This window comes from Caballeronia insecticola (genome assembly GCF_000402035.1).
Classification (GTDB): domain Bacteria; phylum Pseudomonadota; class Gammaproteobacteria; order Burkholderiales; family Burkholderiaceae; genus Caballeronia; species Caballeronia insecticola.
This window is the reverse complement of the sequence record NC_021294.1, coordinates 1,136,142-1,159,985: the sequence shown is the minus strand read 5'-3', so window position 1 is coordinate 1,159,985 and position 23,844 is coordinate 1,136,142. Positions and strand designations below refer to the sequence as shown.

Annotated in this window: 22 protein-coding genes; 14 read left to right on the top strand and 8 right to left on the bottom strand. The window is 65.1% G+C overall.

Translation table 11 applies throughout. The features are described 5' to 3' along the window. The first annotated feature begins 10 nt into the window (after positions 1-10). Genes BRPE64_RS19450 through BRPE64_RS19425 form a run of 6 tightly spaced genes read left to right on the top strand, consistent with a single transcriptional unit; the run spans position 11 to position 6,984 of the window. Positions 11-481, top strand: coding sequence for a chemotaxis protein CheW (locus tag BRPE64_RS19450; protein WP_016355242.1), 471 nt, complete (start codon positions 11-13; stop codon positions 479-481). Next, on the top strand, positions 478-1,803 hold the full coding sequence (locus tag BRPE64_RS19445) for a CheR family methyltransferase (protein WP_016355241.1): 1,326 nt from the start codon (positions 478-480) through the stop codon (positions 1,801-1,803). The genes BRPE64_RS19450 and BRPE64_RS19445 overlap by 4 nt, the downstream gene beginning before the upstream one ends. Next, a complete protein-coding gene (locus BRPE64_RS19440) occupies positions 1,800-2,555 on the top strand; it encodes a chemotaxis protein CheW (protein WP_016355240.1) in 756 nt (251 codons plus the stop codon). Before BRPE64_RS19445 ends, BRPE64_RS19440 begins: the two co-directional genes overlap by 4 nt. Continuing rightward, entirely contained in the window at positions 2,552-4,825 is a 2,274-nt protein-coding gene (locus BRPE64_RS19435) for a hybrid sensor histidine kinase/response regulator (RefSeq protein WP_016355239.1), read from the top strand. Before BRPE64_RS19440 ends, BRPE64_RS19435 begins: the two co-directional genes overlap by 4 nt. Further along, entirely contained in the window at positions 4,822-5,820 is a 999-nt protein-coding gene (gene cheB, locus BRPE64_RS19430; RefSeq protein ID WP_016355238.1) for a chemotaxis response regulator protein-glutamate methylesterase, read from the top strand. The genes BRPE64_RS19435 and cheB overlap by 4 nt, the downstream gene beginning before the upstream one ends. Positions 5,821-5,865: 45 nt before the next feature. Beyond that, positions 5,866-6,984: a diguanylate cyclase gene (locus tag BRPE64_RS19425; protein ID WP_016355237.1), complete on the top strand. Its 1,119-nt coding sequence runs from the start codon at positions 5,866-5,868 to the stop codon at positions 6,982-6,984. Positions 6,985-7,080: 96 nt separating this feature from the next. On the opposite strand, the gene BRPE64_RS32130 is transcribed toward BRPE64_RS19425, so the two are convergent. From BRPE64_RS32130 to clcA, 5 genes are all read right to left on the bottom strand, one after another. Further along, on the bottom strand, positions 7,081-7,242 hold the full coding sequence (locus BRPE64_RS32130) for a DUF1328 family protein (RefSeq protein WP_044042785.1): 162 nt from the start codon (positions 7,240-7,242) through the stop codon (positions 7,081-7,083). Positions 7,243-7,486: 244 nt separating this feature from the next. Next, complete coding sequence (locus tag BRPE64_RS33260; protein WP_016355235.1) at positions 7,487-7,654, bottom strand: hypothetical protein; 168 nt, start codon at positions 7,652-7,654, stop codon at positions 7,487-7,489. A 311-nt stretch (positions 7,655-7,965) separates the two neighbouring features. After that, a complete protein-coding gene (locus BRPE64_RS19415; protein WP_016355234.1) occupies positions 7,966-8,580 on the bottom strand; it encodes a LysE family translocator in 615 nt (204 codons plus the stop codon). Positions 8,581-8,737: 157 nt separating this feature from the next. Beyond that, complete coding sequence (locus tag BRPE64_RS19410; RefSeq protein WP_016355233.1) at positions 8,738-9,766, bottom strand: aldo/keto reductase; 1,029 nt, start codon at positions 9,764-9,766, stop codon at positions 8,738-8,740. A gap of 81 nt (positions 9,767-9,847) precedes the next feature. Then, positions 9,848-11,197: a H(+)/Cl(-) exchange transporter ClcA gene (gene clcA / locus BRPE64_RS19405; protein WP_016355232.1), complete on the bottom strand. Its 1,350-nt coding sequence runs from the start codon at positions 11,195-11,197 to the stop codon at positions 9,848-9,850. Positions 11,198-11,293: 96 nt separating this feature from the next. Between clcA and BRPE64_RS19400 the strand changes: the two genes are divergently transcribed. From BRPE64_RS19400 to BRPE64_RS19390, 3 genes are all read left to right on the top strand, one after another. Next, positions 11,294-13,579 (top strand): VTT domain-containing protein, encoded by a 2,286-nt coding sequence (locus BRPE64_RS19400; RefSeq protein ID WP_044042519.1) that lies wholly within the window; start codon positions 11,294-11,296, stop codon positions 13,577-13,579. After that, complete coding sequence (locus BRPE64_RS19395; RefSeq protein ID WP_016355230.1) at positions 13,576-14,343, top strand: endonuclease/exonuclease/phosphatase family protein; 768 nt, start codon at positions 13,576-13,578, stop codon at positions 14,341-14,343. Before BRPE64_RS19400 ends, BRPE64_RS19395 begins: the two co-directional genes overlap by 4 nt. Before the next feature lie 201 nt (positions 14,344-14,544). Next, positions 14,545-15,015, top strand: coding sequence for an HU family DNA-binding protein (locus BRPE64_RS19390; RefSeq protein WP_016355229.1), 471 nt, complete (start codon positions 14,545-14,547; stop codon positions 15,013-15,015). A 92-nt stretch (positions 15,016-15,107) separates the two neighbouring features. On the opposite strand, the gene BRPE64_RS19385 is transcribed toward BRPE64_RS19390, so the two are convergent. Next, positions 15,108-16,031 carry a LysR family transcriptional regulator gene (locus tag BRPE64_RS19385; protein WP_016355228.1) on the bottom strand — a complete coding sequence of 308 codons (924 nt, stop codon included), beginning with the start codon at positions 16,029-16,031 and terminating at the stop codon, positions 15,108-15,110. A 123-nt stretch (positions 16,032-16,154) separates the two neighbouring features. Between BRPE64_RS19385 and BRPE64_RS19380 the strand changes: the two genes are divergently transcribed. Beyond that, a complete protein-coding gene (locus BRPE64_RS19380) occupies positions 16,155-16,898 on the top strand; it encodes an SDR family oxidoreductase (protein ID WP_044042516.1) in 744 nt (247 codons plus the stop codon). 3 nt (positions 16,899-16,901) lie between these two features. Here the strand turns inward: BRPE64_RS19380 and BRPE64_RS19375 are convergent, their stop codons facing one another. Next, a complete protein-coding gene (locus BRPE64_RS19375; RefSeq protein ID WP_044042784.1) occupies positions 16,902-18,467 on the bottom strand; it encodes a 3'-5' exonuclease family protein in 1,566 nt (521 codons plus the stop codon). 160 nt (positions 18,468-18,627) lie between these two features. Between BRPE64_RS19375 and BRPE64_RS19370 the strand changes: the two genes are divergently transcribed. The 4 genes from BRPE64_RS19370 to BRPE64_RS19355 all read left to right on the top strand — a co-directional run bounded on the left by BRPE64_RS19370 (position 18,628) and on the right by BRPE64_RS19355 (position 22,795). After that, on the top strand, positions 18,628-20,034 hold the full coding sequence (locus BRPE64_RS19370; protein WP_016355225.1) for a circularly permuted type 2 ATP-grasp protein: 1,407 nt from the start codon (positions 18,628-18,630) through the stop codon (positions 20,032-20,034). A 31-nt stretch (positions 20,035-20,065) separates the two neighbouring features. Continuing rightward, a complete protein-coding gene (locus BRPE64_RS19365) occupies positions 20,066-21,019 on the top strand; it encodes an alpha-E domain-containing protein (RefSeq protein WP_016355224.1) in 954 nt (317 codons plus the stop codon). Positions 21,020-21,022: 3 nt separating this feature from the next. Next, entirely contained in the window at positions 21,023-21,820 is a 798-nt protein-coding gene (locus BRPE64_RS19360; RefSeq protein ID WP_016355223.1) for a transglutaminase family protein, read from the top strand. A gap of 105 nt (positions 21,821-21,925) precedes the next feature. Continuing rightward, positions 21,926-22,795 (top strand): proteasome-type protease, encoded by an 870-nt coding sequence (locus tag BRPE64_RS19355; protein ID WP_069915710.1) that lies wholly within the window; start codon positions 21,926-21,928, stop codon positions 22,793-22,795. Between the two features lie 15 nt (positions 22,796-22,810). On the opposite strand, the gene BRPE64_RS19350 is transcribed toward BRPE64_RS19355, so the two are convergent. Beyond that, the gene (locus BRPE64_RS19350) at positions 22,811-23,806 is read right to left on the bottom strand and encodes a glycerophosphodiester phosphodiesterase family protein (RefSeq protein ID WP_051180473.1); all 996 of its coding nucleotides are present in this window, start codon (positions 23,804-23,806) and stop codon (positions 22,811-22,813) included. Positions 23,807-23,844 lie beyond the last annotated feature (38 nt).

Here is a 23,844-nt window from a genome sequence, read left to right as displayed (position 1 = left end):
CGACGCCGCGATGCTCTTCGTCCAGTTCACGCTCGGCCCGGATCGCTATCTGCTCGACAGCACGCAGGTCGAACGCATGCTGCCGCTCGCGCCGTTGAAGGCGTTGCCCGGCGCGCCCGCGTGGGTCGCGGGCGTGCTCGATCACGAAGGCGCGAGCGTGCCTGTCATCGATATCGCCGCGCTCGCGCTTGCACGTCCGTCGCGGGAACGGTTGTCGACGCGGCTCGCGCTCGTCGCCTATCCGCGACGCGGCGACGATGGCGCGATCACGCATCATCGACTGGGCTTGCTGCTCGAACAGGCGACGCGCACCGTCACGTTCGATGCCGCCGCGTTCGCCGATGCGGGCATCGATACGCCGCACGCGCGCTATCTCGGCCCGCTCACGCGCGACGATGCCGGCCTGCTGCAATGGGTGCGCATCGAACATCTTCTGCCCGATGACGTGCAGGCGCTGCTCTTCGCGGGAGCCGACGCATGAGCGCGCTTCCGACTCCGTTCACGGACGGCGGCCACGACGCGTCATCGGGCGTTGGCCGCTTCATCGACTTGCTTCATCGCACGATCGGGCTCGATGCCGAATCGATCGGCGCCAACTCCGTGTCGCGCGCCGTGCACGAGCGCTATCACGCATGGCGCAGCGAGCAAGGCGACACGCTCGACGATTACTATCGCGCCGTCATGCAGGATCCTGCGCGCATGCAGGAGCTGATCGAAGCGGTCGTCGTGCCGGAAACGTGGTTCTTTCGCGATCCCGAAGCCTTCGCGGCGCTCGCCCGGCTCGCGCGCGTGCGCCTGCACGAGCGTCCCGCGAAACCGGTGCGCGTGCTGAGCGCGCCGTGCTCGACGGGCGAGGAAGCGTATTCGATCGCGATGGCGCTGATCGAAGCGGGCATGCCGGCGGATCGCTTTACGATCGACGCCATCGACGTGAGCGAACGCGCGCTCGCCGTCGCGCGCCGTGCGCATTACGGACGCAACGCGTTTCGCGGACGCATGCTCGACTTTCGCGAGCGGCACTTTCGCGCGGCCGATGGCGGCTGGCAACTCGACGCCGCCGTCGCGCAAAGCGTGCGCTTCACGCAGGCGAATCTGCTGCAACTCGACACGCACGCGTTCGAGCGCTTCGATTTCATTCTGTGCCGCAACGTGCTGATCTATTTCGATCGCGACACGCAATGCGCGGTGCTGCGCGTGCTCGACGGTTTGCTGGCCGATGGCGGCACGCTGTTCGTCGGTCCGGCGGAAACGGGCCTCCTGATGCGCGAAGGCATGAGTTCGGCGAATATCCCGCTGGCGTTCGCGTTCAATCGTCCCGAGCGCGCGAGTGCGAATGTCTTTAGCGGCGCGTGGCCAAATGTGCCCGTCGCTACGTCTCCGAAGCCTCCGCCGAAAAGTGCCTTCGTATTGCCCGCTTGGGCCAGCGCGCCCCTCGTTCAACCCGCGCCGCAGGTCAGGAAACCGGTTGCGCAACAACGCGTCCAGCCCGAGCCGGCAGACAGTCTCGCGCATGCGCACACGCTCGCCGATGCAGGCCAGCTCGACGCCGCCGCACACGCCGCGCGCGCTTATGTAAGCGCACATCCATCGAACGCGGATGCGTATTACTTGCTCGGCATCATCGCCGATGCGCGCGGCGACCGACAGGAATCGCGCGGGCATTATCGTCGTGCGTTGTATCTCGATCCCGCGCATCGCGAGGCGCTTACGCATCTGGCCGCGTTGCTCACGCTTGACGGCGATGAAAGCGGCGCGCGCCTGCTCATCGCGCGAGCCGAGCGCGTCACCGGGAGCACGCGATGAACGCCCGCACACCCGACACGTTCGACGCCCCGCGCGCAACCGACATCGACGATTGCTGGAACCGCATCGGCGTGCGCGGCGATGCTTCGTGTCCAAAGCTCGAACGCCATGTGCATTGCCGCAATTGCCCGGTACACGACGCGGCGGCCTCGCGCGTGCTCGACCGAGTGGATGCGCGCACGTCGATCGAACAAACGAGCGCGGCGTCGAACGACATGGCGCGCGGCGGTGACGAAGCCGACACGCTGTCGTGCCTCGTGTTTCGCATCGGCGGCGAATGGCTCGGTTTGCCGACGACAGTGTGCGCGCAAGTAGCGCAACTGCGCCCGGTGCATTCGCTGCCGCATCGGCGTCATCGGGCTGTGCTGGGCGTCGTGAACGTGCGTGGCCGGCTGATCGTATGCGCGTCGCTGGCGCGGCTCTTCGGCATCGAAGGCAACGAGGGCGTCGTGAAGACGGTGTCGAATCATCAGGCCGTCGATGCGCGCGAACTCGGACGGCTGCTCGTCGTGCAGCGCACGCTTAACGCCGATCATCACGGCAATGGCGACAACGAAGGCCCGATCGCGTTTCCCGTCGATGCCGTCGATGGCGTGCATCGCTTCCCGCGCGCTCAACTCGAACCCGTGCCCGCGACGCTCGCGCAACGTCTCGCATCGCACGCGCATGCGGTTGCCGGTTTCAAGCAATCGACTGTTGGTCTGCTCGACGCCGACCGTCTCCTCGACAGCCTGAACCGGAGTCTCACGTGACGAGCATCGATCCCGGACGGCTTTCGCTGCTCGAACTGTTTCAGGAAGAAGCGCGCGGCCAGGCGCAGATTCTCTCCGATGGCCTCATCGCGCTCGAACGCGCGCCGCGCGATCCCGTCACGCTCGAAGCATGCATGCGCGCCGCGCATTCCCTGAAGGGCGCCGCGCGCGTGGTCGGCGTGCCTGTTGGCGTGACGCTCGCGCATGTGATGGAGGATTGCTTCGTCGCGGCGCAGGACGGGCGCGTCGTGCTCGATGCGGGGCACATCGACATGCTGCTGCGCGGCGTCGATCTGATCGTGCAGATTGGCGAGGCACGCGATATCGATGCGCAAACCTCGCTCGAACGCGAAGTGGATGCGTTCGTCGATGCGCTCAATGCGCGTCTCGAAGGAGGACACGCGCCGCCCGATGCGTTCGATCTTTCGCGCGAGCTTACGCTTGTCGAGCCGGTCGTCGAGGACGCAGCGCACGTTGCACCCGAACCCGCACCGATTCCATCACGCACGAGCGACGCCCGCATGCTTCGCGTGCGCGCCGACACGCTCGACCGCTTGCTGAGTCATTCGGGCGAATCGCTGGTGGAATCGCGCTGGCTCAAGCCGTTCTCGCAGTCGATGCTGCGCGTGAAGCGCATTCAGCACGACGCGAGCCGCGCTCTGGAACGCCTCAACGAAACACTGAGCGACACGCACATCGCGCCGCTCGACGCCCGCGCACACGCCGCGCTCGACGACGTGCGGCGCCTCACGGCCGAAGCGCATCGTCAGTTGAGCGAGCGTCTCGCGGAACTCGAAAACTTCGATCGCCGCTCGACTCATCTCGCGCAACAGATCTACGACGAAGCGCTCGCGTGCCGCATGCGTCCCTTCGTCGATGCCACGGGTGGTTTCGCGCGCATGGTCCGCGATGTCGCGCGCGCACTCGGCCGCGATGTGCGCCTCGTGATCGCGGGCGAGACGACGCAGGTCGATCGCGACATCCTCGATATGCTCGACGCGCCGCTCGGTCATCTGTTGCGCAACGCGGTCGATCACGGCATCGAGCCGCCCGCGTTGCGCCGCGCGCTCGGCAAGCCGGAGACCGGCACGATCACGCTCGAAGCGCGTCATAGCGCGGGCTCGCTGTTCATCAGCGTGTCCGACGACGGCGCGGGCGTCGATCTCGATGCGCTGCGTCGGTCGGTTGTGCGCAAGCAACTCGCGAGCGAGGAAACGGCCGCGCGTCTCACGGAAGCCGAGCTGCTCGAATTCCTTTTCCTGCCCGGCTTCTCGATGCGCGATTCCGTCACCGATGTCTCGGGCCGCGGCGTCGGACTGGACGCGGTGCAGGACGTCGTGCGGCAAGTGCGCGGCAGCGTGCGCGCAACGCAGGAAGCGCATGCGGGCACGCGCTTCACGTTGCAACTGCCGCTCACGCTGTCCGTGATTCGCAGCCTGATCGTCGAGGTGGCGGGCGAACCCTTCGGCCTGCCGCTCGCGCACGTCGCGCGCACGCTGGTGCTGCCCGCGAGCGCCATCGACATGCTCGAAGGCCAGCAGCATTTTTCGTTCGACGGCAAGCGCGTCGGGCTCGTTACCGCGCATCAGATTCTGCAGACGGCCGCATTCGAAGCCGCAGGTGATGCGCTCAACGTCGTCGTGATCGGGCAGGGCGCGGCGAGCTACGGCATCGTCGTGGATCGTTTTCTCGGCGAGCGCATGCTCGTCGTGCAGCCGCTCGACAAACGCCTCGGCAAGGTCCGCAACATCGCCGCGGGCGCGTTGATGGAAAACGGCGATCCGCTCCTTATCGCCGATCTCGACGACTGGCTGCGCTCCGTCGAAAAGCTCGTCGGCAGCGGCGAACTCGGGCGGGTCGGCGCGGGGACGTCGCGTGCGAGCGTGGCGAGCGCGAAACGCGTGCTCGTCGTCGACGATTCGCTCACGGTGCGCGAACTCGAACGCAAGCTGCTCGCGTCGCGCGGCTACGACGTGTCGGTGGCGGTCGACGGCATGGACGGCTGGAACGCGGTGCGCGGCGAGGGCTTCGATCTCGTGATCACCGATATCGACATGCCGCGCCTCGACGGTATCGAACTCGTCACGCTCATCAAGCGCGATGCGCAACTGGCGCGCGTGCCGGTGATGATCGTGTCGTACAAGGATCGCGCGGAAGACCGTCAGCGCGGGCTGGATGCGGGCGCGGACTACTACCTCGCCAAAGGCAGCTTCCACGATCAGGCGCTGCTCGATGCAGTGCGCGATCTCATCGGCGAGGCGAAATCATGAAGATCGGCATTGTGAACGATGTCCCGCTGGCCGTGGAAGCGCTGCGGCGCGCGCTCGCGGCGCGGCCCGACTTCGAGATCGCGTGGGTCGCGCACGACGGTCAGCAGGCCATCGACTATTGCGCCGCGCGCACGCCCGATGTCGTGCTGATGGATCTCGTGATGCCCGTCATCGACGGCGTGCAGGCTTCGCGAACCATCATGGCGCGTTCGCCGTGCGCGATTCTCGTCGTTACCGTGGATGTCGGCGCGAACGCGTGGCGCGTATATGAAGCGATGGGCGCGGGCGCGCTCGATGCCGTCGATACACCCGCACTCGCCGGCGCCGATGCGCGTCGCGGGGCGGCGGCGCTGATCGCGAAGATCGATCAGATCGGCGCGCGGCTCGCGTCGTCTGGCGCCGTGGCCGCGCCATTCATGAGCGCCTCGAGAAGCGATGCGCGGCTCGTGGCGATCGGCGCGTCGGCGGGCGGACCGTCCGCGCTCGCTACGTTGCTCGGCGCGCTGCCGAAGAACTTCGCGCCGGCCACGGTCATCGTGCAGCACGTGGACCGCGCGTTCGCCGAGGGCATGGCGCAATGGCTCAACGCGCAATCGGCGCTGCCGGTGCGGGTCGCGCGCGAAGGCGACAGGCCGGTGCCGGGCGAAGTGCTGCTCGCCGCGACCAACGATCATCTGCATTTCGCCGACGCCACGCGCCTCGGCTATACCGCGCATCCCGAGCAATTGCCTTACCGGCCTTCCGTCGATGTGTTCTTCCAGAGCGTGACCGAACGCTGGACGGGCCGCGCGGCCGGCGTCCTGCTGACGGGCATGGGCCGCGATGGCGCGATCGGCCTCAAGGCGATGCGCGCAAAGGGCTATCACACGATCGCGCAGGACCAGGCGACGAGCGCCGTCTACGGCATGCCGAAGGCGGCGGCCGCGCTCAATGCGGCGGTGTCGATTCTGCCGCTGCCGCGCATCGCGGATGCGCTCGCCACCGTATTCGACTGACATCGCAACGCACTCACCGACAAGAACCCGTCAAAGGACACGTTCATGAAACTTCCTCATCCCGATCCGCTGGCCGAGCGCGCGCAACGGGCCGCTGCAGCGGCGGCGTCGAGCATCGAGCGCGCCGGGTCGCGCGCGATGGCGGACGAACGCGCGGTGTCCGACCTGCTGACCGCCGCGCTCAATGCGCCGCCCGCAGCCGAACTGCCGGTGATGGTGTTGCTCGTGGACGATCAGGCGATCATCGCGGAGGCGTTGCGCCGCGCGCTCGCGGACGAGTCGAACGTCGATCTGCATTACTGCGCCAATCCCGAAGACGCGCTGCGCACCGCGCAGGAAACGCGGCCGACGGTCATCCTGCAAGATCTCGTGATGCCCGGCGTCGATGGCCTCACGCTCGTGCGCCAGTATCGCGAGCATCCGGCGACGCGCGATATTCCCATCATCGTGCTGTCGACCAAGGAAGAGCCGCGCATCAAGAGCGCGGCTTTCGCGGCCGGCGCGAACGATTACCTCGTGAAGCTGCCCGACACGATCGAGCTCGTTGCGCGCGTGCGCTATCACTCGCGTTCGTATCAGAACCTCTTGCAGCGCGACGAGGCGTATCGTGCGCTGCGGCAGTCGCAGCAAAAGCTGCTCGAAACGAATCTGGAATTGCAGCGCCTCACGCATTCGGACGGGCTGACGGGTTTATCGAATCGCCGCCGTCTCGACGATTATCTGAGCGCCGAATGGCGTCGCGCGGCGCGCGAGCGTGCAAACATCGGTTTCCTGATGATCGATGTCGATAACTTCAAGTCGTACAACGATACCTACGGCCACGTCGCCGGCGACGACGTGCTGAAGCTCGTCGCGCACACCATCGAGTCGAGCCTCAACAGTCCCACCGATCTCGCCGCGCGTTTCGGCGGCGAGGAATTCGCGGTCGTGCTCTTGTCATCGTCCGCGCCGGGATTACGTTTGCTCGGAGAAAAGATTCGCATCGCGGTCGAATCGCTCAATGTGCCGCACGCGGGCTCGGCGAGCGGCCGCGTGACGATCAGCATCGGCGGCGCAACGCATCCCGCGACGCACGACGACGCAGCGAAGCAACTGGTGGAAGCGGCGGATCTCGCGCTTTATCGCGCAAAGCGGGACGGCAAGAATCGCGTGATCATCACGTAATCTGCAACGCACACGAAAAAGCGTGAAACGAGAAAAAACGCGCGGCTTCGTAAAGTCCGCGCGTTTCTTTTTACGACGCCTGCTGCATGAACGAAGTCATCGCCTGAATACGCCGAGCAGAAGCGTTGCAAGAAAGATCACGATGAAGATGAAGAACAGGATCTTGGCGATTTCCGCCGCGCCTGTCGCGATTCCGCCGAAGCCGAACACGGCCGCGATGATCGCGATGATGAAGAAGATGGCAGCGTAACGAAGCATGAAGTCCTCCATGGGATCGGTTGATCGGTTGATTCGCATGCGGACTGACGCCGTCGCCGCGTTCGCTCATCATGTTCTCGCCGCGCGCCGGAACGCGCAACAGCAGGCTTCAAAGCAACCCCTGTGCCCAGCGTCCGACACACAGCGCGCGCTGCAACGACGGATGCAAAAACGCCGCCATGCGGAATGCATCGCGGCGTTGCGGATCGCGCCGTCCTTGGCGCGACGGGCCCGGCTGTCGAGGCTAACGGCCTAGTGTGCGATCGGAGTCGGATTCATCGTCGTCGTCATCGTCGTCGACGTTGTTTAGCGCATCCGGCAGGTTGTTCTCCAATTCATCGCGCTCGATCTGATCGGCTAGGTCGAGGGATTTGCGCGTGGCGGGACCGGATGGGCGATTGGCTCCAGACATGGCGTACTCCTTGAACAGATTTCAAAGCCGCGCCGGAAATTCGACGCGAACCAACGAACAAGCAAGGCATGTACGCGCCGGGCAGAACGGGCCACCTTAAAGGATCGCTTAAGGATCACCTGCGATCCGCGGGCGGCAGGATGGACGGACAAGAGCTGACAATGAAGAAATGCAGTCCCGGTGTGGCTAATGTTGCAAGAGGGACGGCAGATTTTGCGTGCCGGCGCGTAAGGTCAGTATGCACCGGTCCGCACGCGCAGGCAAAGGGACGTCCGCGCTTTAGGAAAGTTCGCGGCTGCGCGACGCTCTTTTCAAGCAAAAAAATGGGCGACGATCGGATACAGCGACAGCACCAGCAACGCGGCCATCGTGATGTTGAACACGCGCAGCCAGCGCGGATTCGCGAGAAAGCGCCGCAGCGACATGCCGAACGCGGCCCACATCGTGATGCACGGCAATCCGATCACGACGAGCACCAATGCCATCAGCGCGGCGTTCAACGAAAGACTCGCGTGCAAATGAATTGTCGTGGCGGCGGTGAGGACCATCATCCACGCTTTGGGATTGATCCACTGGAACGCGATCGCTTCGTGAAAGCGCATCGGGCGCTGCTTACCGTCGCGCATCTGCACCGACGACGACGTGCCGATCTTCCACGCCAGATAAAGCAGATACGCGATGCTCGCCGCTTCCAGCACCGTATAGAGCCAGGGCAGGCGCTCGAACGCTTGCGCGAGCCCGAGGCCGACGGCAAGCATCAGGATCGCCATGCCGGCGCTGATGCCGAGCACATGCGGCACCGTGCGCTTCAGACCGAAGTTGACGCCTGAGGCGAGCAGCATCGTGTTGTTGGGACCGGGCGTGATGGTCGTCACGAGCGCGAACAGCGCGGCGGCGGGCAGAGCGTTCAGGAGTTCGTTGGGCATGGCGCGCTCCGATGAATTGAGAAACGATGAGCGCCAAGTGTACGAGTGCCGGCCTATACAGTACCGGTACAGATTGTCAGAAGGCTTCCGATACGGTGTCCGGGCGTGTTCGAGCGCGACGCCGACAGCCGCCGCGCTCGTCGGCGCAAAACCAAAATCAGACGGGAAACGGATTGCGCTCCGCAAACCCCTGTTGATGCCAGTACGGGTACGCGGGCCGCACGGTACTCGCTTCATCGAGCTTTTTGATCTGCTCGGCGGTCAGATTCCAGCCGACCGCGCCCAGGTTCTGCCGCAACTGTTCTTCGTTGCGCGCGCCGATAAGCACCGTCGCCACTGTCGGACGCTGCAGCAGCCAGTTCAGCGCGATCTGCGGCACCGTTTTGCCCGTTTCGGCGGCGATGGCGTCGAGCGCATCCATCACGCGATATAGATATTCGTCGGGCACGGGCGGCCCCATGTCGGCGGTCTTGTGCAGGCGGCTCGTTTCCGGCAGCGGCTGGCCGCGCCGGATCTTGCCCGTGAGACGTCCCCAGCCGAGCGGACTCCACACCACCGCGCCGACGCCCTGATCGAGCCCGAGCGGCATCAGTTCCCATTCGTAGTCGCGGCCGATCAGCGAGTAGTACGTCTGATTGGCGACATAGCGCGGATAGCCGTAACGATCCGCGACATCCAGCGATTTCTGCAGATGCCAGCCCGAAAAATTCGACACGCCCGTATAGCGGATCTTGCCTGCGCGCACGAGATCGTCGAGTGTGGAAAGCGTCTCTTCGACGGGCGTTTTCGCGTCGAAACCATGCAGCTGGAACAGGTCGATGTGATCGGTCTGCAAACGCGTGAGCGCCGCGTTGACCGCCTCGATCAGATGAAAGCGCGACGAACCGACTGCGTTCGGGTTGTTGTCGTCGAAGCGGAAGGTGGCCTTGGTCGAGATGATGACTTTGTCGCGCCGGCCTTTGAGGGCTTCGCCGAGAATGGATTCGGAGGTGCCGCGCGAGTAGATGTCGGCGGTGTCGAACATGGTGACGCCCGCGTCGAGGCAGATGTCGACGAGCTTGCGCGCTTCGCCCACGTCGGTCTCGCCCCACGCCTGAAAGAGTTCGCCCTTGCCGCCGAACGTGCCGGTGCCGAAGCTCAGAACGGGAACCTTGAAGCCGGAAGCGCCGAGATGTCGATATTCCATTGCGTGTCCTTGTCGGGATGAAGTCGGTGAAGGTGCATCGACGAGACTACCGCAACGGTGCATCGCATGCAGGAAGCGGCGCTAGCGCCGGACGGCGGCACGCTTGCCGAGCGAGTCGTAGACCGGCGGCACGCGCAGCAGCATCGGCACGATCATCGCGGTGAAGCAGGCGGTCAGCATCGGCAGAAGCAAGGTGAAGCTCGCGGTCATCTCGGTGACGAGCACGATGCCCGTTACCGGCGCGCGCACCACCGCGACAAAGAACGCCGCCATGCCGACCACCGCGAACGTGCTGGTGTCGCCGCTGATCGCCGCCATGCCGGGGAACCAGTCGAGACAGACGCGGCCGAACACGAGTCCGGTTTGCGCGCCGAGCACGAGCATGGGCGCGAACAGGCCGCCCGGCGTGCCCGCCGCATACGACACCGCGCCCAGCGCGAAACGCAGCGCGAACATCGCCAGCACGCCCGCGATCGTGCCCGCGCCCAGCAATGCGCGCTCGGTCAATGCATCGCCGCCGCCGGCGAGATGCGGCGCGAACCACGCAAGCAGTCCGACCGCCGCGCCGACGAGTCCCGCGCGCACCGTCGCGTGTACCACCGCGCTTTTTGTCGATGCGGGGCGCGCAAACGACTCGGCGATATCGAGCGTCCAGAGTATCGCGCGGCAATAGGCAGCGCCCAGCAGACCGAGTACCGCGCCGAGCACGAGATGCGCGCCGGTCATTGCGAAGCCGGGAAACGGCTGGGCGGGCACGTGAAAGTCGGGCAGATCGCCATGCAAGAGGCGCGCCATCGCGATGGCGCTCGCCGACGCGCCGAGCGCCGCGACGGCCGTGCGCGTATCGAAACGTCGCATCAGTTCTTCGAGCACGAACACGGCGCCGGCGATCGGCGCGTTGAACGCTGTGGCGAGCCCTGCGCCTGCGCCTGCCGCGAGCAGCACGCGGCAATCGCCCGCGGTGCGCCTGAAGAATGTGCCGATGGCATGCGCGATCGATGCGCCCATCTGCACTGTCGGGCCTTCGCGGCCGAGCGCGAGACCCGCGCCGATGGCGAGCACGCCGCCCGCGAACTTGATCGGAATGAGCACGAGCGGCGCGGGCGGCAGCTTGCCGTGCAGCACCGCTTCGACATGCGGAATGCCGCTGCCGCTCGCCATCGGCGCGAATCGGGCGACGAGCCACGCGGCGAGCGCGGTGGCGGCCGCAGCGCCGAACACGACGAGCAGAAAGGCCGCTTCGTGTCCCGCGTGCCCCCATGCGACGAGCGCGCTGCGCCACGCTTCCGCGCGTTCGAGCGAAAAGCGGAACAACACGCCGATGGTGCCCGTTGCCGCGCCCACGAGCACCGATGCCAGCGCGAGCGGAACGAGCCCCGCGCGTTCGTCGTCCTGATCGATGGATTCGTCGTTGTTATTCGCTTCGTTCATCGCTCACGGCGCTCCGGATAGGCGGTGCCCTGAAGCGTATCACCACGCAGCGGGCATGGCGCTTGCAAAACGAAAGCTATGAGCCACGCGAGCCACATGAGCCACACCCACGACGACGAGCCGTTCTTCCAGCCGGGACGCAATTGCGCGAGCGTGCGTCGCGCGCAGCGCTTCAGCCTGCTGATCGACGGCGCGGATTATTTCAGCGTGCTGCGCGAGGCGATCACGCGCGCCGAGCGCACCGTCTTTATTCTCGGCTGGGATATCGACAGCCGCATGAAGCTCACGCCCGGCGGCGCGAACGACGGCTATCCCGAAGCGCTCGGCGACTTTCTGCATGAAGTCGCGGGCGAGCGGCGCCGTCTGCGCATCTATATCCTCGCGTGGGATTTCGCGATGCTCTATGCGTTCGAGCGCGAGTGGCTGCCCGTGTACAAGATGGGCTGGCGCACGAATCGGCGCATCGCGTTCCAGATGGACGGCAAGCATCCGATGGGCGGCTCGCAGCATCAGAAGCTCGTCGTGATCGACGATCGTCTCGCGTTTGTCGGCGGTCTCGATCTCACGCGCTCGCGCTGGGACACGACCGCGCATGCGCCCGATGAGCCGCTGCGCCGCGACGCGAACGGCGCGCGCTATCAGCCTTTTCACGATGTCCACACGATGTTCGACGGCGACGCCGCGCGCGAAATCGGCATGCTCGCACGCGAACGCTGGGCGCGCGCGTGCGGCAAGCGGCTTGCGATCCGTGCGCATCGCGCGGCGCAGGAGAACGATCCGTGGCCGCCTTCGAGGCGCGTCGATGTCGAGGACGTCGATATCGCGATATCGCTCACCGAGCCCGGCTATCTCGGCCGCGCGCCCGTGCAGCAGATTCGCGCGCAATATCTCGACGCCATCGCGCGGGCGCGGCGCAGCATCTATATCGAGAATCAGTACTTCACGTCGGGGACGGTGGGCGCCGCGCTCGCCGAATCGCTCGCGCGCGAAGACGGCCCGGATCTCGCCATCGTCGTGCCGCGCAATCAGAGCGGCTGGCTTCAGGAAGTGACCATGGGCGTGCTGCGCGCGCGTCTGCACACCTTGCTCAAGGACGCCGACACGCACGGCCGTTATCGGCTGCTGTCGCCGAGCGTGCCGAAACTCGGCGACGAGATCGTCAACGTGCACAGCAAGCTCATGATCGTCGACGACGAATTGCTGATGGTCGGCTCGGCCAACCTGAACAATCGTTCGATGGTGCTCGACAGCGAATGCAACGTGTCGATCGACGCGCGCGCCGATGCGCGTATCCGCCGCGCGATCGCGACGATGCGCGACACGCTGCTCGCCGAGCATCTCGGTTGCGAGATCGCGGATATCGTGCGCGAACGCGACGCACGCGGCGGCATGAATGCGGCGATCGAGGCGCTGTTGCGTCCCCGCGACGAACATCGCACGCTGGTGCCGCTCGATCCGCAAGTGTCGACCGAACTCGATCAGCTCATTCCGTCCGAAGCCCTCATCGATCCCGAAACGCCCATCGCCGCCGACGAACTCGTCGACCAGTTCGTGCCCGCCGCCACGACGCGCCCGCTCATCGGCCGCTTCGCGCTGCTCGGCGTGCTCGCGCTGCTGGTCGTGGCGGTCGCGGGTCTGTGGCACTGGACGCCGCTCGGCGATTACGCAAACCTGAAGGCGCTGACGAATGCGACGCGGCGTATCGATGCACTGCCGTTCGCGCCGCTCTGGATCGTGCTCGGCTATGTGACGGCGGCGGTCGTTTCGGTGCCGATCACGCTGCTGATCGCGGCGACGGGCCTCGTGTTCGGCGCAGCGTGGGGCGGCGTGTACGCGTTCTTCGGCACGATGGCCGCCGCCGCGATCTCGTATTCGCTCGGCAACTGGCTCGGCCGCGACGCCGTGCGCAAGCTCGCGGGCGCGCGCGTGAACCGGCTGTCGGAGCGCGTCGCGAAACGCGGCATCGTTGCGGTCGTCGTGTTGAGGCTGTTGCCGGTGGCGCCGTTTGCCATCGTCAATCTGGTCGCGGGCGCGTCGCATATCCGCCTGCGCGACTTCATGCTCGGCACGATGCTCGGCATGGGTCCCGGCATCTTTCTGACGGTGGCGTTTGCGCATCAACTGGTGGCGTCGCTGCATCGGCCGACGATCGGCTCGTTTGCGGTGTTGATCGGCATCGGCGCGGTGCTGATCGGCGTGTCGCTGCTGTTGCAGCGCTTTCTCGGCCGCGCGAATCAGCCCGAGCCGCACGAAGGCGCGCCGGGCGACGCCGACAAACCGCGTGCGAGCGAGGAAGCGAAGCGTGCAACCGAGCTGCGCGAACACGGTGCGATGCCGCGCGATACATCGAAGAACGAACGCCCCGACGAGGTCAATTCATGATGCTGATGCACGACTCCGCGATCGAGAACGAAGCCGCGAATGCCGCCGTCAACGATGTGCGCGCGCGCGAGTTGCGCATCGCGACTTACAACCTGCATGGCGCGGTGGGCATCGATGGCCGGTTCGCGCCGGAACGCATCGGCCTCGTACTCGCCGAGATCGACGCCGATATCTTCGCGTTGCAGGAAGTGCCGTTAGGCGGCAGCGGCGCGCGCGACGTGCTCGAACTGCTGCAACGCATGACGAACCTGCACGCGGTGGCGGGTCCGACGCTCGATACGCCCGAGCGCCGCTATGGCAACGCGGTGCTCACGCGCTATCCGGTGCGCGCGGTGCGCACACTCGATCTGTCGTTCGGCAGCCGCGAGCCGCGCGGCGCGCTCGATGCCGATATCGATTGCGGCGGCGAACTATGGCGCGTGGTGGCGACGCATCTCGGTCTTGCATCGAGCGAAAGGCGCGCGCAAGTGGAGCAGGTGCTGCAGTGCTTCGATACGCCCGCGCTGCCCGTCATCCTGCTCGGCGATCTCAACGAGTGGTTCGTTTATGGCCGAACGCTCAGGCGGCTTGTCACGCGCTTTCATCGTGCGAGCGCGTTGCGCACCTTTCCGACGCGCTGCCCGCTGTTCGCGCTCGATCGTATTTGGGTGCATCCGGGCGAGCGGCTGATGCGTGTCGATGTGCATCGCACACGGCTCTCGCGCATCGCGTCGGATCACTATCCACTCATCGCGCATATCGCGCATCGCTCGTGTCAGCCGTGATGGAAAGCATCGTCGAACATCGCAAACGATGCTTCGCAAGCTCACTTGTCAGCGCGACACTACGAAAAACCCCTATAAAAACGATATAAAAGCGCAAAAGACTCGCACGAACTCGCTTGCTATATGTAGAATCCGGCGTGATACGAACGCATCGGTGCGAACGTATTCGAATATCACTGACCAAAAACAGGTAGGAGAAACATGCCGACTTCCGCTAAAACCGCTGCCAAGAAAGCGCCGGCCAAGAAGGCCACGGCGAAGACCGCCGCACCGGCAAAGAAAGCTGCAGCACCGAAGGTTGCCGCGAAGAAAGTAGCCGCGAAGAAAGTAGCTGCGAAGAAGACGACCGGCGCTCCCTCGCCGATCAAGGACACGTTCACGAAGGCATCGCTTGCGAATCACCTCGCCGAGCGCGCCGCTGTCGACGTGAAGGCGGTGAAGGCCGTGATGGTCGCGCTGGAAGACACCATCCTCGGTTCGATCCACAAGAAGGGCGCGGGCGAGTTCACGCTGTCGGGCATTCTCAAGATCTCCGCGCAGGCCGTGCCGGCGAAGAAGAAGCGCTTCGGCAAGGACCCGTTCACGGGCGACGAGCGCTGGTTCCCGGCCAAGCCGGCAAGCGTGCGCATCAAGGCGCGTGCGCTGAAGAAGCTGAAGGACGCAGCGCTGTAATACGCGCGTGACGTTCGGGCTTCGGTTTCGTTCGCGAACTCGAAGCTTCGTGAAAAGAGGCCAGTGTCCCTTCAACGGGATACTGGCCTCTTTTACTTTTGCGCTTCGATGCTGGTTAAAGCCGGTCCGTTGTTCTGCGCGAAGATCGTGCTGATCCAGTCCGCGAAAACCCGCACACGCGCCGACAATTGGCGGCTATGCGGATAGAGCACGGACACCGGCATCGGCGGCGGCGCGAGGTCGGGAAGCACGCATTGCAGGCGACCGTCGGCGAGCGCGGCATCGACGTGATAGCGCGGCACCTGAACAATGCCGAAGCCCGCGAGCGCAGCCTGCGTGTACATCTCAACGCCCGTCACGGACACCGTGGCCTTTAGTTCTATCGCTTCGATGCGGTCATTCAGCGTGAATTCCAGCGGCACCACGCGGCCCGTCGCGCTCGACAGATAGTTCACCGCGCGATGCGACGCAAGCGCTTCGAGGTCTTGCGGCACGCCTTCGCGCGATAGATAAGCAGGGCTTGCCACCGTCACTTGTTCGAGCAACGCGACGCGGCGGCCGATCATCGACGAATCCTGCAACGTGCCCGCGCGCAGCACGCAATCGACGCCTTCGCGCACGAGATCGACGAGCCTGTCGTCCTCGCCGATATGCAGCTCGATCTGCCCATAGCGTTCTAGAAACGCCGGCAGTCCGGGCATGATGAAATAGCGCGCGAGCGTGCCTTGCAGATTCACGCGCAACAGACCTTTCGGCTCGGTATGCCGGAACGAGCCTTCGGCTTCCTCCAGATCGGCGATCAGACGCACGCAGCGCCGATAATGCGCTTCGCCGTCATGCGTGAGGCGCACGGTGCGCGTCGTGCGTTCGAGCAGCCGCGCGCCGAGCCGCGCTTCCATGCGTTTCATCAGATTCGTGACGGTGGCGCGCGGTATCTGCAGATCGTCGGCGGCTTGCGTGAAGCTGTGCCGCTCCGCGATACGCACGAACACCTGCATTTCCTGGAATCGATCCATGCTGACTGTGCTCTGGAATTGTTGAAGCAACTGGAACGATGATACTAAGCCACGCACGATGATCGCGGAAACGGAATGATTCATCATGCTTCTCATCGAACAGCCTACTTTGAGGAGCACATCATGAGTCAGACGGAAACGAAACGCGTCGCGATCGTCACGGGCGCATCGCGCGGCATCGGCGCCGAGATCGCGCGGCGTCTTGCACGCGACGGCTTCGCGGTCGCGGTGAACTATGCATCGAGTGCGAAGGAAGCGGATGCGATCGTCGCCGAATTGCGCGAGGCGGGCGGCGCAGCGCTCGCCGTGAAGGCCGATGTCGCGAATGCCGACGACGTGCGCCGCATGTTCGCGACGGTCGAAGCGCAACTCGGCCCGGTCGATGCGCTCGTCAACAACGCGGGCGTGCTGAAGGCCGTGCCGCTCGCCGACACGAGCGACGCGCTCTACGATCAGACCTTCGGCATCAACGTGCGCGGCACCTTCAACACGCTGCGCGAAGCGGCGGCGCGCATGAACAATGGCGGACGTATCGTCAACTTTTCGAGCACGACGCTCGCGCTCAACATGCCCGGCTACGCGATCTACAACGCGACGAAGGCCGCGGTCGAAGCGTTCACGCATGTGTTCGCGAAGGAATTGCGCGGACGCGGCATCACGGTGAACGCGGTCGCGCCGGGACCGGTGGCGACGTCGCTGTTCCTCGACGGCAAGACCGACGAGCAGATCGCCACGTTCTCGAAGATGCCGCCGCTGGAACGCCTCGGTCAGCCGGACGACATCGCGTCGGTGGTTGCGTTTCTCGTCGGGCCGGATGCGGGCTGGGTCAACGGACAGGTGCTGCGCGCCAATGGCGGGATCGCCTGAGTGCTAGAACGCGAGTGCGAACTGGTCCGATGCGATCACGCGGCGCTTCGTCGTGCCTTTCGCGTGACGCGCGATCACGCCGCAAGCAGGCGCATCTTGTACGACGAGTCGAAACGACGGCCGCGCCTCGCATGCAATCCACTGCAGTTGTCCGGACGCGAGGCGCTTCGCGAGCAGGCTGTAGACGTCGGGATCGAACGGGCGAAGCTCGGGCGCGGCGGCGAGCAGCGGCGCGATGTCCTCGCGCGTCGCGCAGGTGCCGAGATAGCACCATCGGTCGATCACATGCCAGGCCTCGCCGCCCTGCGCATCGCGTTCGGAGATGGCGATCGGCCCTTCATGCGGCCAGCGCACGAGGCGCGCGTTGTCCAGCGCGGCAAGTGCGCGCGCCGCGTGCTCGGCGAATGTTTCGATGCCTGCGCATGATCCTCGGCACCGTTTCACCTGATAGCCGAAGCATCCGCGTCCGCGCGACGACGGCGCTTTCTCGAGCCCGAGCGTCGCGTGACAGAGGCCGTGTTCATCGGCGAGATGGCGAAGGAACGCATGCGCCTTCGCGCGCGACGCAAACACGCCGAACAAATGTGCTTCGCGCGACAGATCGCGCCGGTTCGCCTTCAGAAGCACGGGTGCGTGAGCGCCCGGCAGCCACTGCCATGCGCACGCGGCCGACGCGCTTTTGAGCAGCCGGTTATGCGTGGGCTTCAGGTCCTTTACGAGCTTCGCTTCGAGCAGCAGCGCGCCGAGTTCTCCGGGCGTCTCGCGGCATTCGATACGACGGATGGCCTGCGAGATCGACAAGTCCTTCGCGAGCCGGTGATCGCCCGAAAAATGCGCCGCGACGCGCTGTTTCAGGTTGATGCTTTTGCCAACATAGAGCGGTACATCGTCTTCGCCGCGAAACAGATAGACGCCGGGCGTCGACGGCAACGCATCGAGCGCGCCTTCCGGCAACGCGGCGGGCAAGCTCGCACGCTTCACGAGCGCCTTGATCGCGGCATCGACCAGATCCTGCGAATAGAGCGCGTGAATCTTCTGCCAGAACTGCCATAGCAGATCGGCATCGGCGAGGGCGCGATGGCGTCCTTCGGGCGCGAGATTCAGCCGCGCGATGAGCGCATCGAGACCATGCCGTTCGACCGATGGAAACAGCGCGCGCGACAGCCGCACCGTGCACAGCGTATCCGCGCGAAAGGCGATGCCCGCGCGGCGGAATTCGTTCTTGAGAAAGCCGTAATCGAAGCGCGCGTTGTGCGCAACGAAGAGCTTGCCGTGCAGGCGTTCGGCGAGCGCGGGCGCAAGCGATTCGAAGCTCGGCTGGCCGCGCAGCATGGCGTCGTCGATGCCGGTCAGGCGCGCGACGAACGGCGGCACCGGCACGCCCGGATCGACCAGCACGCTCCAGCGTTCGATGCCCGCCGTGCTCGCTTCCACCACGCCGATTTCCGTGATGCGATCGACGGTTGCGTCCGCGCCCGTGGTTTCCAGATCGACGAAAACGATCGGACGCGCGAGGCCTGCGAGCAGGGCATCGGCGATGGAATCGGCTTCTTCTAGTGCGTCGGACATGATGTAGCGCGGAAACAGATGCCGGAAGTCTAGCGCGAAAAACGCGCGCACTCGCCGCATGCACCGTGAGCGCGCGAAAAAAGTGGTACACGTCGCGCACTTTCGTCCGATACTGCAATGAAACGCCGCGAAACGCGCTGAAAAAACGAAGGACGCCGCGATGCAGATCTACGATGAAATGCGTCAGGACGACACCGTGCGCAGCCACTACGCACGGTTTTCGCGCTGGCTCGCGATGCAGAGCCCCGAGACGATCGCGCGCAAGCGTGCCGAGGCGGACGTGCTGTTCCGGCGCGTGGGCATCACGTTCGCGGTGAACGGCGACTTGTCCGGCACCGAGCGGCTCATTCCCTTCGACATGATTCCGCGCATCATTCCCGGCGACGAATGGCGCGTGCTCGAAGCGGGCCTGCGGCAGCGCGTGCAGGCGCTCAATCTGTTTCTGCACGACATCTATCACGACGGCGACATCGTGCTTGCCGGGCGCATTCCGGCCGAGCAGGTCTATACGAATGCGCAGTATCGCCCGGAGATGCAGGGCGTGGATGTGCCGCTCGACGTGTACGCGCACATCGCGGGCATCGACGTGGTGCGTGCGGGCGCGGCGGGCGAGTTCTACGTGCTGGAGGACAATCTGCGTGTGCCCTCGGGCGTGTCGTACATGCTGGAGAATCGCAAGATGATGATGCGGCTCTTTCCCGAACTGTTCGTGCAGAACCGCGTCGCGCCGGTCGCGCATTATCCCGATCTGCTGCTCGAAACATTGCGCTCGATCGCGCCCGAAGGCGTCGACGATCCGACCGTCGTCGTGCTGACGCCCGGCATGTACAACGCGGCGTACTTCGAGCACACGTTCCTCGCGCAGCAAATGGGCGTGGAGCTTGTCGAAGGCAAGGACCTGTTCGTCGAAGACAACTACGTCTTCATGCGCACGACGCACGGCCCGCGTCGCGTCGATGTGATCTATCGCCGTGTCGATGACGACTTTCTCGATCCGCTCGCTTTTCGCGCGGATTCGGCGCTCGGTGTCGCAGGCCTGCTCACGTCGTATCGCGCGGGCCGCGTAACGCTTGCGAACGCAATGGGCACCGGCATCGCCGACGACAAATCCATCTATCCGTTCGTGCCGGACATGATCGAGTTCTATCTCGGCGAAAAACCCATACTCAACAACGTGCCGACGTACCAGTGCCGCAAGCCCGACGATCTCGCGTACACGCTCGCGCATCTCGGCGAACTCGTCGTGAAGGAAGTGCACGGCGCGGGCGGCTACGGCATGCTGGTCGGGCCTGCATCGACGGCCGATGAAATCGAAGCCTTCCGCGCGCGGCTCCTGGCACAGCCCGATGGCTATATCGCGCAGCCGACGCTCGCGCTGTCCGCGTGCCCGACGTTCGTCGAGGCGGGCATCGCGCCGCGTCACATCGACTTGCGGCCGTTCGTGCTCTCGGGCCGCGAAGTGTCGATGTGCGCGGGCGGCCTCACGCGCGTCGCGTTGCGGGAAGGTTCGCTCGTCGTCAATTCTTCGCAGGGCGGCGGGACGAAGGACACCTGGATGGTCGCCTAACTCATTGCACATAACCATTGCACATAAGGTCATGCTGAGCCGCACTGCCGATCACCTGTTCTGGATGGCGCGCTACATGGAACGCGCGGAAAACACCGCGCGCATGCTCGACATCAATCTCGAAGGCTCGCTCCTGCCGCAAACGCCGGAGCAGGAAGCGCACGCGCAACGCTCGGTGCTGAGAATCTCGGAGTTGGAAGAGATGTTCGACGCGCGTCATCCGGGCTCGCATGCGCGCGAGGACATGCTGCATTTCATGGTCGCGGATGCGCGCAATGCGTCGAGCATTTTCTCGTGCCTGCAGGCGACGCGCGAGAACGCGCGTGCGGTACGCGGCACGCTCACGACCGAAGGCTGGGAGACGATCAACTTCACGTGGCTCGAATTCAACCTGCGGCTCTCGAACCACGAGCTCGAAACGAGCCCGGATGCGCTGTTCGAATGGGTCAAGTACCGGTCGAATCTGTGCCGCGGCGTGATGCTGGGCACCGCGCTGCGCGACGACGCCTTCTTCTTCATGCAACTGGGCGCGTATCTGGAGCGCGCGGACAATACGGCGCGCATCCTCGACGTGCGTTTCGCCCACGCGCCGCCGAATTCGCGCGAGGCGGCGCGCCAGCTCGAAGATTTCTATTACTGGACGTCCATACTCAGTTCCGTGTCGGCGCTCGAAATCTATCGCAAGGTGTATCGCGACGTGGTGACGCCTGCGCGCGTCGTCGAGTTGCTGATCCTCAACGAGCAGATGCCGCGGTCGCTGATCGCATCGCTCGACGGTGTGTGCGAAACGCTCGCGAAATTGCGCACGGATGCGTCGAAGCAATGCGAGCGCTTTGCCGGCAAGCTGCGCGCGGACGTGTTGTATGCCGACATCCGCCAGATTCTCGAAGCCGGCGTGCACGCGTGGCTCATGCAGTTTCTCAGGCGTGTCGATGAACTCGGCCAGCTCGTGATGCATACCTTCCTGATGCTGCCGATCGCGTGAATCATGCTGCTGACCATTCGCCACGACATCCGCTATTGCTACGCCGCGCCGGTCACGTATTCGATCCGGCAATACCGCGTGACGCCGGCGAGCGGTTCGTCGCAGATCGTGCGGCATTGGCACGTCGATGCACCGGGCAAGCTCGACCACGCGCGCGACGCCTACGGCAATGCGCTGCAAACGCTCGTGCTGACGAAGCCGCATCGGGAAATTTGCGTGAGCGCGAGCGGCGAAGTGGAAACCGAAACGCTCGCCGACGGCCGTCTCTTCGACGAAGCCGGTCCGATTCCACTCGAACATTTCACCTGCGCGACCGTGCTGACGGCACCCGACGCCGCGATCCGCGAGCTTGCCCGGCGCGCGCCCGCGCCCGATACGCCGGCGGCGTGCATCGTGTTGGCCGAGCGTATCGAGGAGAGCGTGCGCTATGTGAACGAATCCGCACAGGCGACGGGCTCCGCCGCAGAAGCGCTCGCACGCGGGGCGGGCACGGCGCAGGATCACGCGCATCTAATGCTCGCGTGCTGCCGCGTGCGCGGCGTGCCGGCGCGCTGCGTGAGCGGTTATTTCGCCGCCGACGGCCAAGAGAACGGGACGGCGCACGCCTGGGTGGATATCTGGGTGGAGCATGGCTGGATTACGCTCGACGTAACGCAGGCCGCGTTCGCGGACGAACGCCACTGCCGCCTCGCCGTCGCGCGCGATTACGAGTCGGCTGCACCCGAGCGCGGCGCGCGCGTCGGCGGCAAGGAGGAAACATTGACGGTCAGCGTCGGCATCGATGCCCGGCCGGATCAGTGAATGCGCGGCTCAAGCGGTGCGCGGCGCGTGCCGTAAGACAGGATGGATGCGATGCGCGGGCGCGCTCAGTACAATGGTGATTTGCTTGTTTCAGGACGGATCGACATGACTTATTGCGTGGGTATGTGCGTGGACGAGGGACTCGTATTTCTCTCCGACACGCGCACCAACGCCGGCGTGGACCACGTGAGCGCCGCGCGCAAGATGGTTGTTTTCGAACAACCGGGTGAGCGCGTGATCGTGCTGCTCGCGGCGGGCAATCTCGCGCTGACGCAGGCCGTGACGCATCTGCTCGCGGAGCCCACCGACCCCGACGCGCCCACGCTGTACAGCGTCGCGAACATGGCGGAGGCGGCGCGCATCGTCGGTGCGGCGGTGCGCGAAGTGCATCGGCGAGATGCGCTGTCGCTCGCGGAATTCAGCGTCGACTTCAATTGCAGCTTCATCCTCGGCGGGCAGATCTGCGGGCAGCCGCCGCGTCTGTTCATGATTTACGCGGCGGGCAATTTCATCGAATCGACGCGCGTGTCGCCGTATTTTCAGATCGGCGAATCGAAATACGGCAAGCCGATCATCGATCGCGTGATTACGCCCGCTTCGCCGCTCGACGAAGCCGCCAAATGCGCGCTCATTTCGATGGATTCCACGCTGCGCTCGAATCTCTCGGTCGGTCTGCCGCTCGATCTGCTGGTGTACGAGAAGGACTCGCTGCGCGTGACGCGCTTCGCCACGCTCGACAACAACAGCACGTATTACCAGATGATCAACCGAACCTGGGGCGAACGTCTGCGGCAGCTTTTCGGCGAGATTCCGAACCCGTCTTGGACCGATCTCGACAACGTGCCGCTACGCCCGCGCGAGGTGCGCAGCACGGTGCCGCGGCTCGTCATCGGCGATCTGCCGTGCGGCTCGGACGCGCCCGCGCAGACGCTCGCCGAGGACAGCAATCCGCCGGGCAACGCGCCGCAGCTATGACCGCTGTGACCGCTGTCAGCGCGCGGCGGACGCACAGTCGAGCGGGCGCTCGATTGCGGCTTTGATCGCGCTCATCGTCCGTGGCGAATCGGCGAGCACCGCATCGATGCCGAGACATGCCGCGGCACGATAGTCGTCGGCATTGTTGACGCCGATCGCAACGATCGGCGTTTTGCCGTTCGCGCGGAAGCATTTGACTGCCTGAGGCGTCCACAGCTTCGCCGTCACGGCCGAGCGTGCTTCGCCGAGCGTGAAGGTTTCGACCAGTTCCATCTGTCTCGAGAACTCGAAAGCAGACCATGTGCCGGGCTGCGGCGGACTTTCGCAGGTCTGCGCGAGCGCGACGGCCGCGAGCCGTGACCGCGTCGCGTCGCGCGATTCGAACACGCGCGTCCGCGCTTGCGGATAGGCCTCGAACGCTTTCTGATACGCGGCGTCGGTGGAGTAGATCAACACGCGCTGCCACGCGTTTTCCTCGTTCAGCACACGCGCCACGGCGGCTGCCTGCGCTTCGGCGGGCATGGCTTTCATGTCGAGCATCACGGGAACGGCGGGCGGAATGGCGCGCAATGCCGCCACAAGCGAAGGGATCTGGACCGGCTCCGCGCGATACGGATATTGCCTTGCGCCATGTGTATCGACCTGAACGAAGTTCCAACCCGCGTTCAGGCCTTCGAGCGCGGCGAAGTCGACATCGGCGACGGCGCCCTTGCCATCGGTGTTGGCGGAGAGATCGGCCGGACGGTACAGCACCGGCACGCCGTCGCGCGTGAGTTGCACGGTGAGCCAGATCGCGTCGGCGCGATTCTTCAGTGCACCTTCAATGGCGATGAGCGTGTTCTCAGGGTAATCGGCGGTGCCGCCACGGTGCGCGACGATCATCGGCAAGGCGGGCGAGTCGTCCGCGTGCGCGGCCGAGATTCCGCCTGGCCCGCATCCCGCGCTTGCAATGCAGGCAGCGAGAGATGAGGCGAGGAAGAAGGAACGAAGGAAAACGCAGGACCCTTGCATCGCATGTGACTCCGGTTGTTGTTGTCCGGAAATTTTGC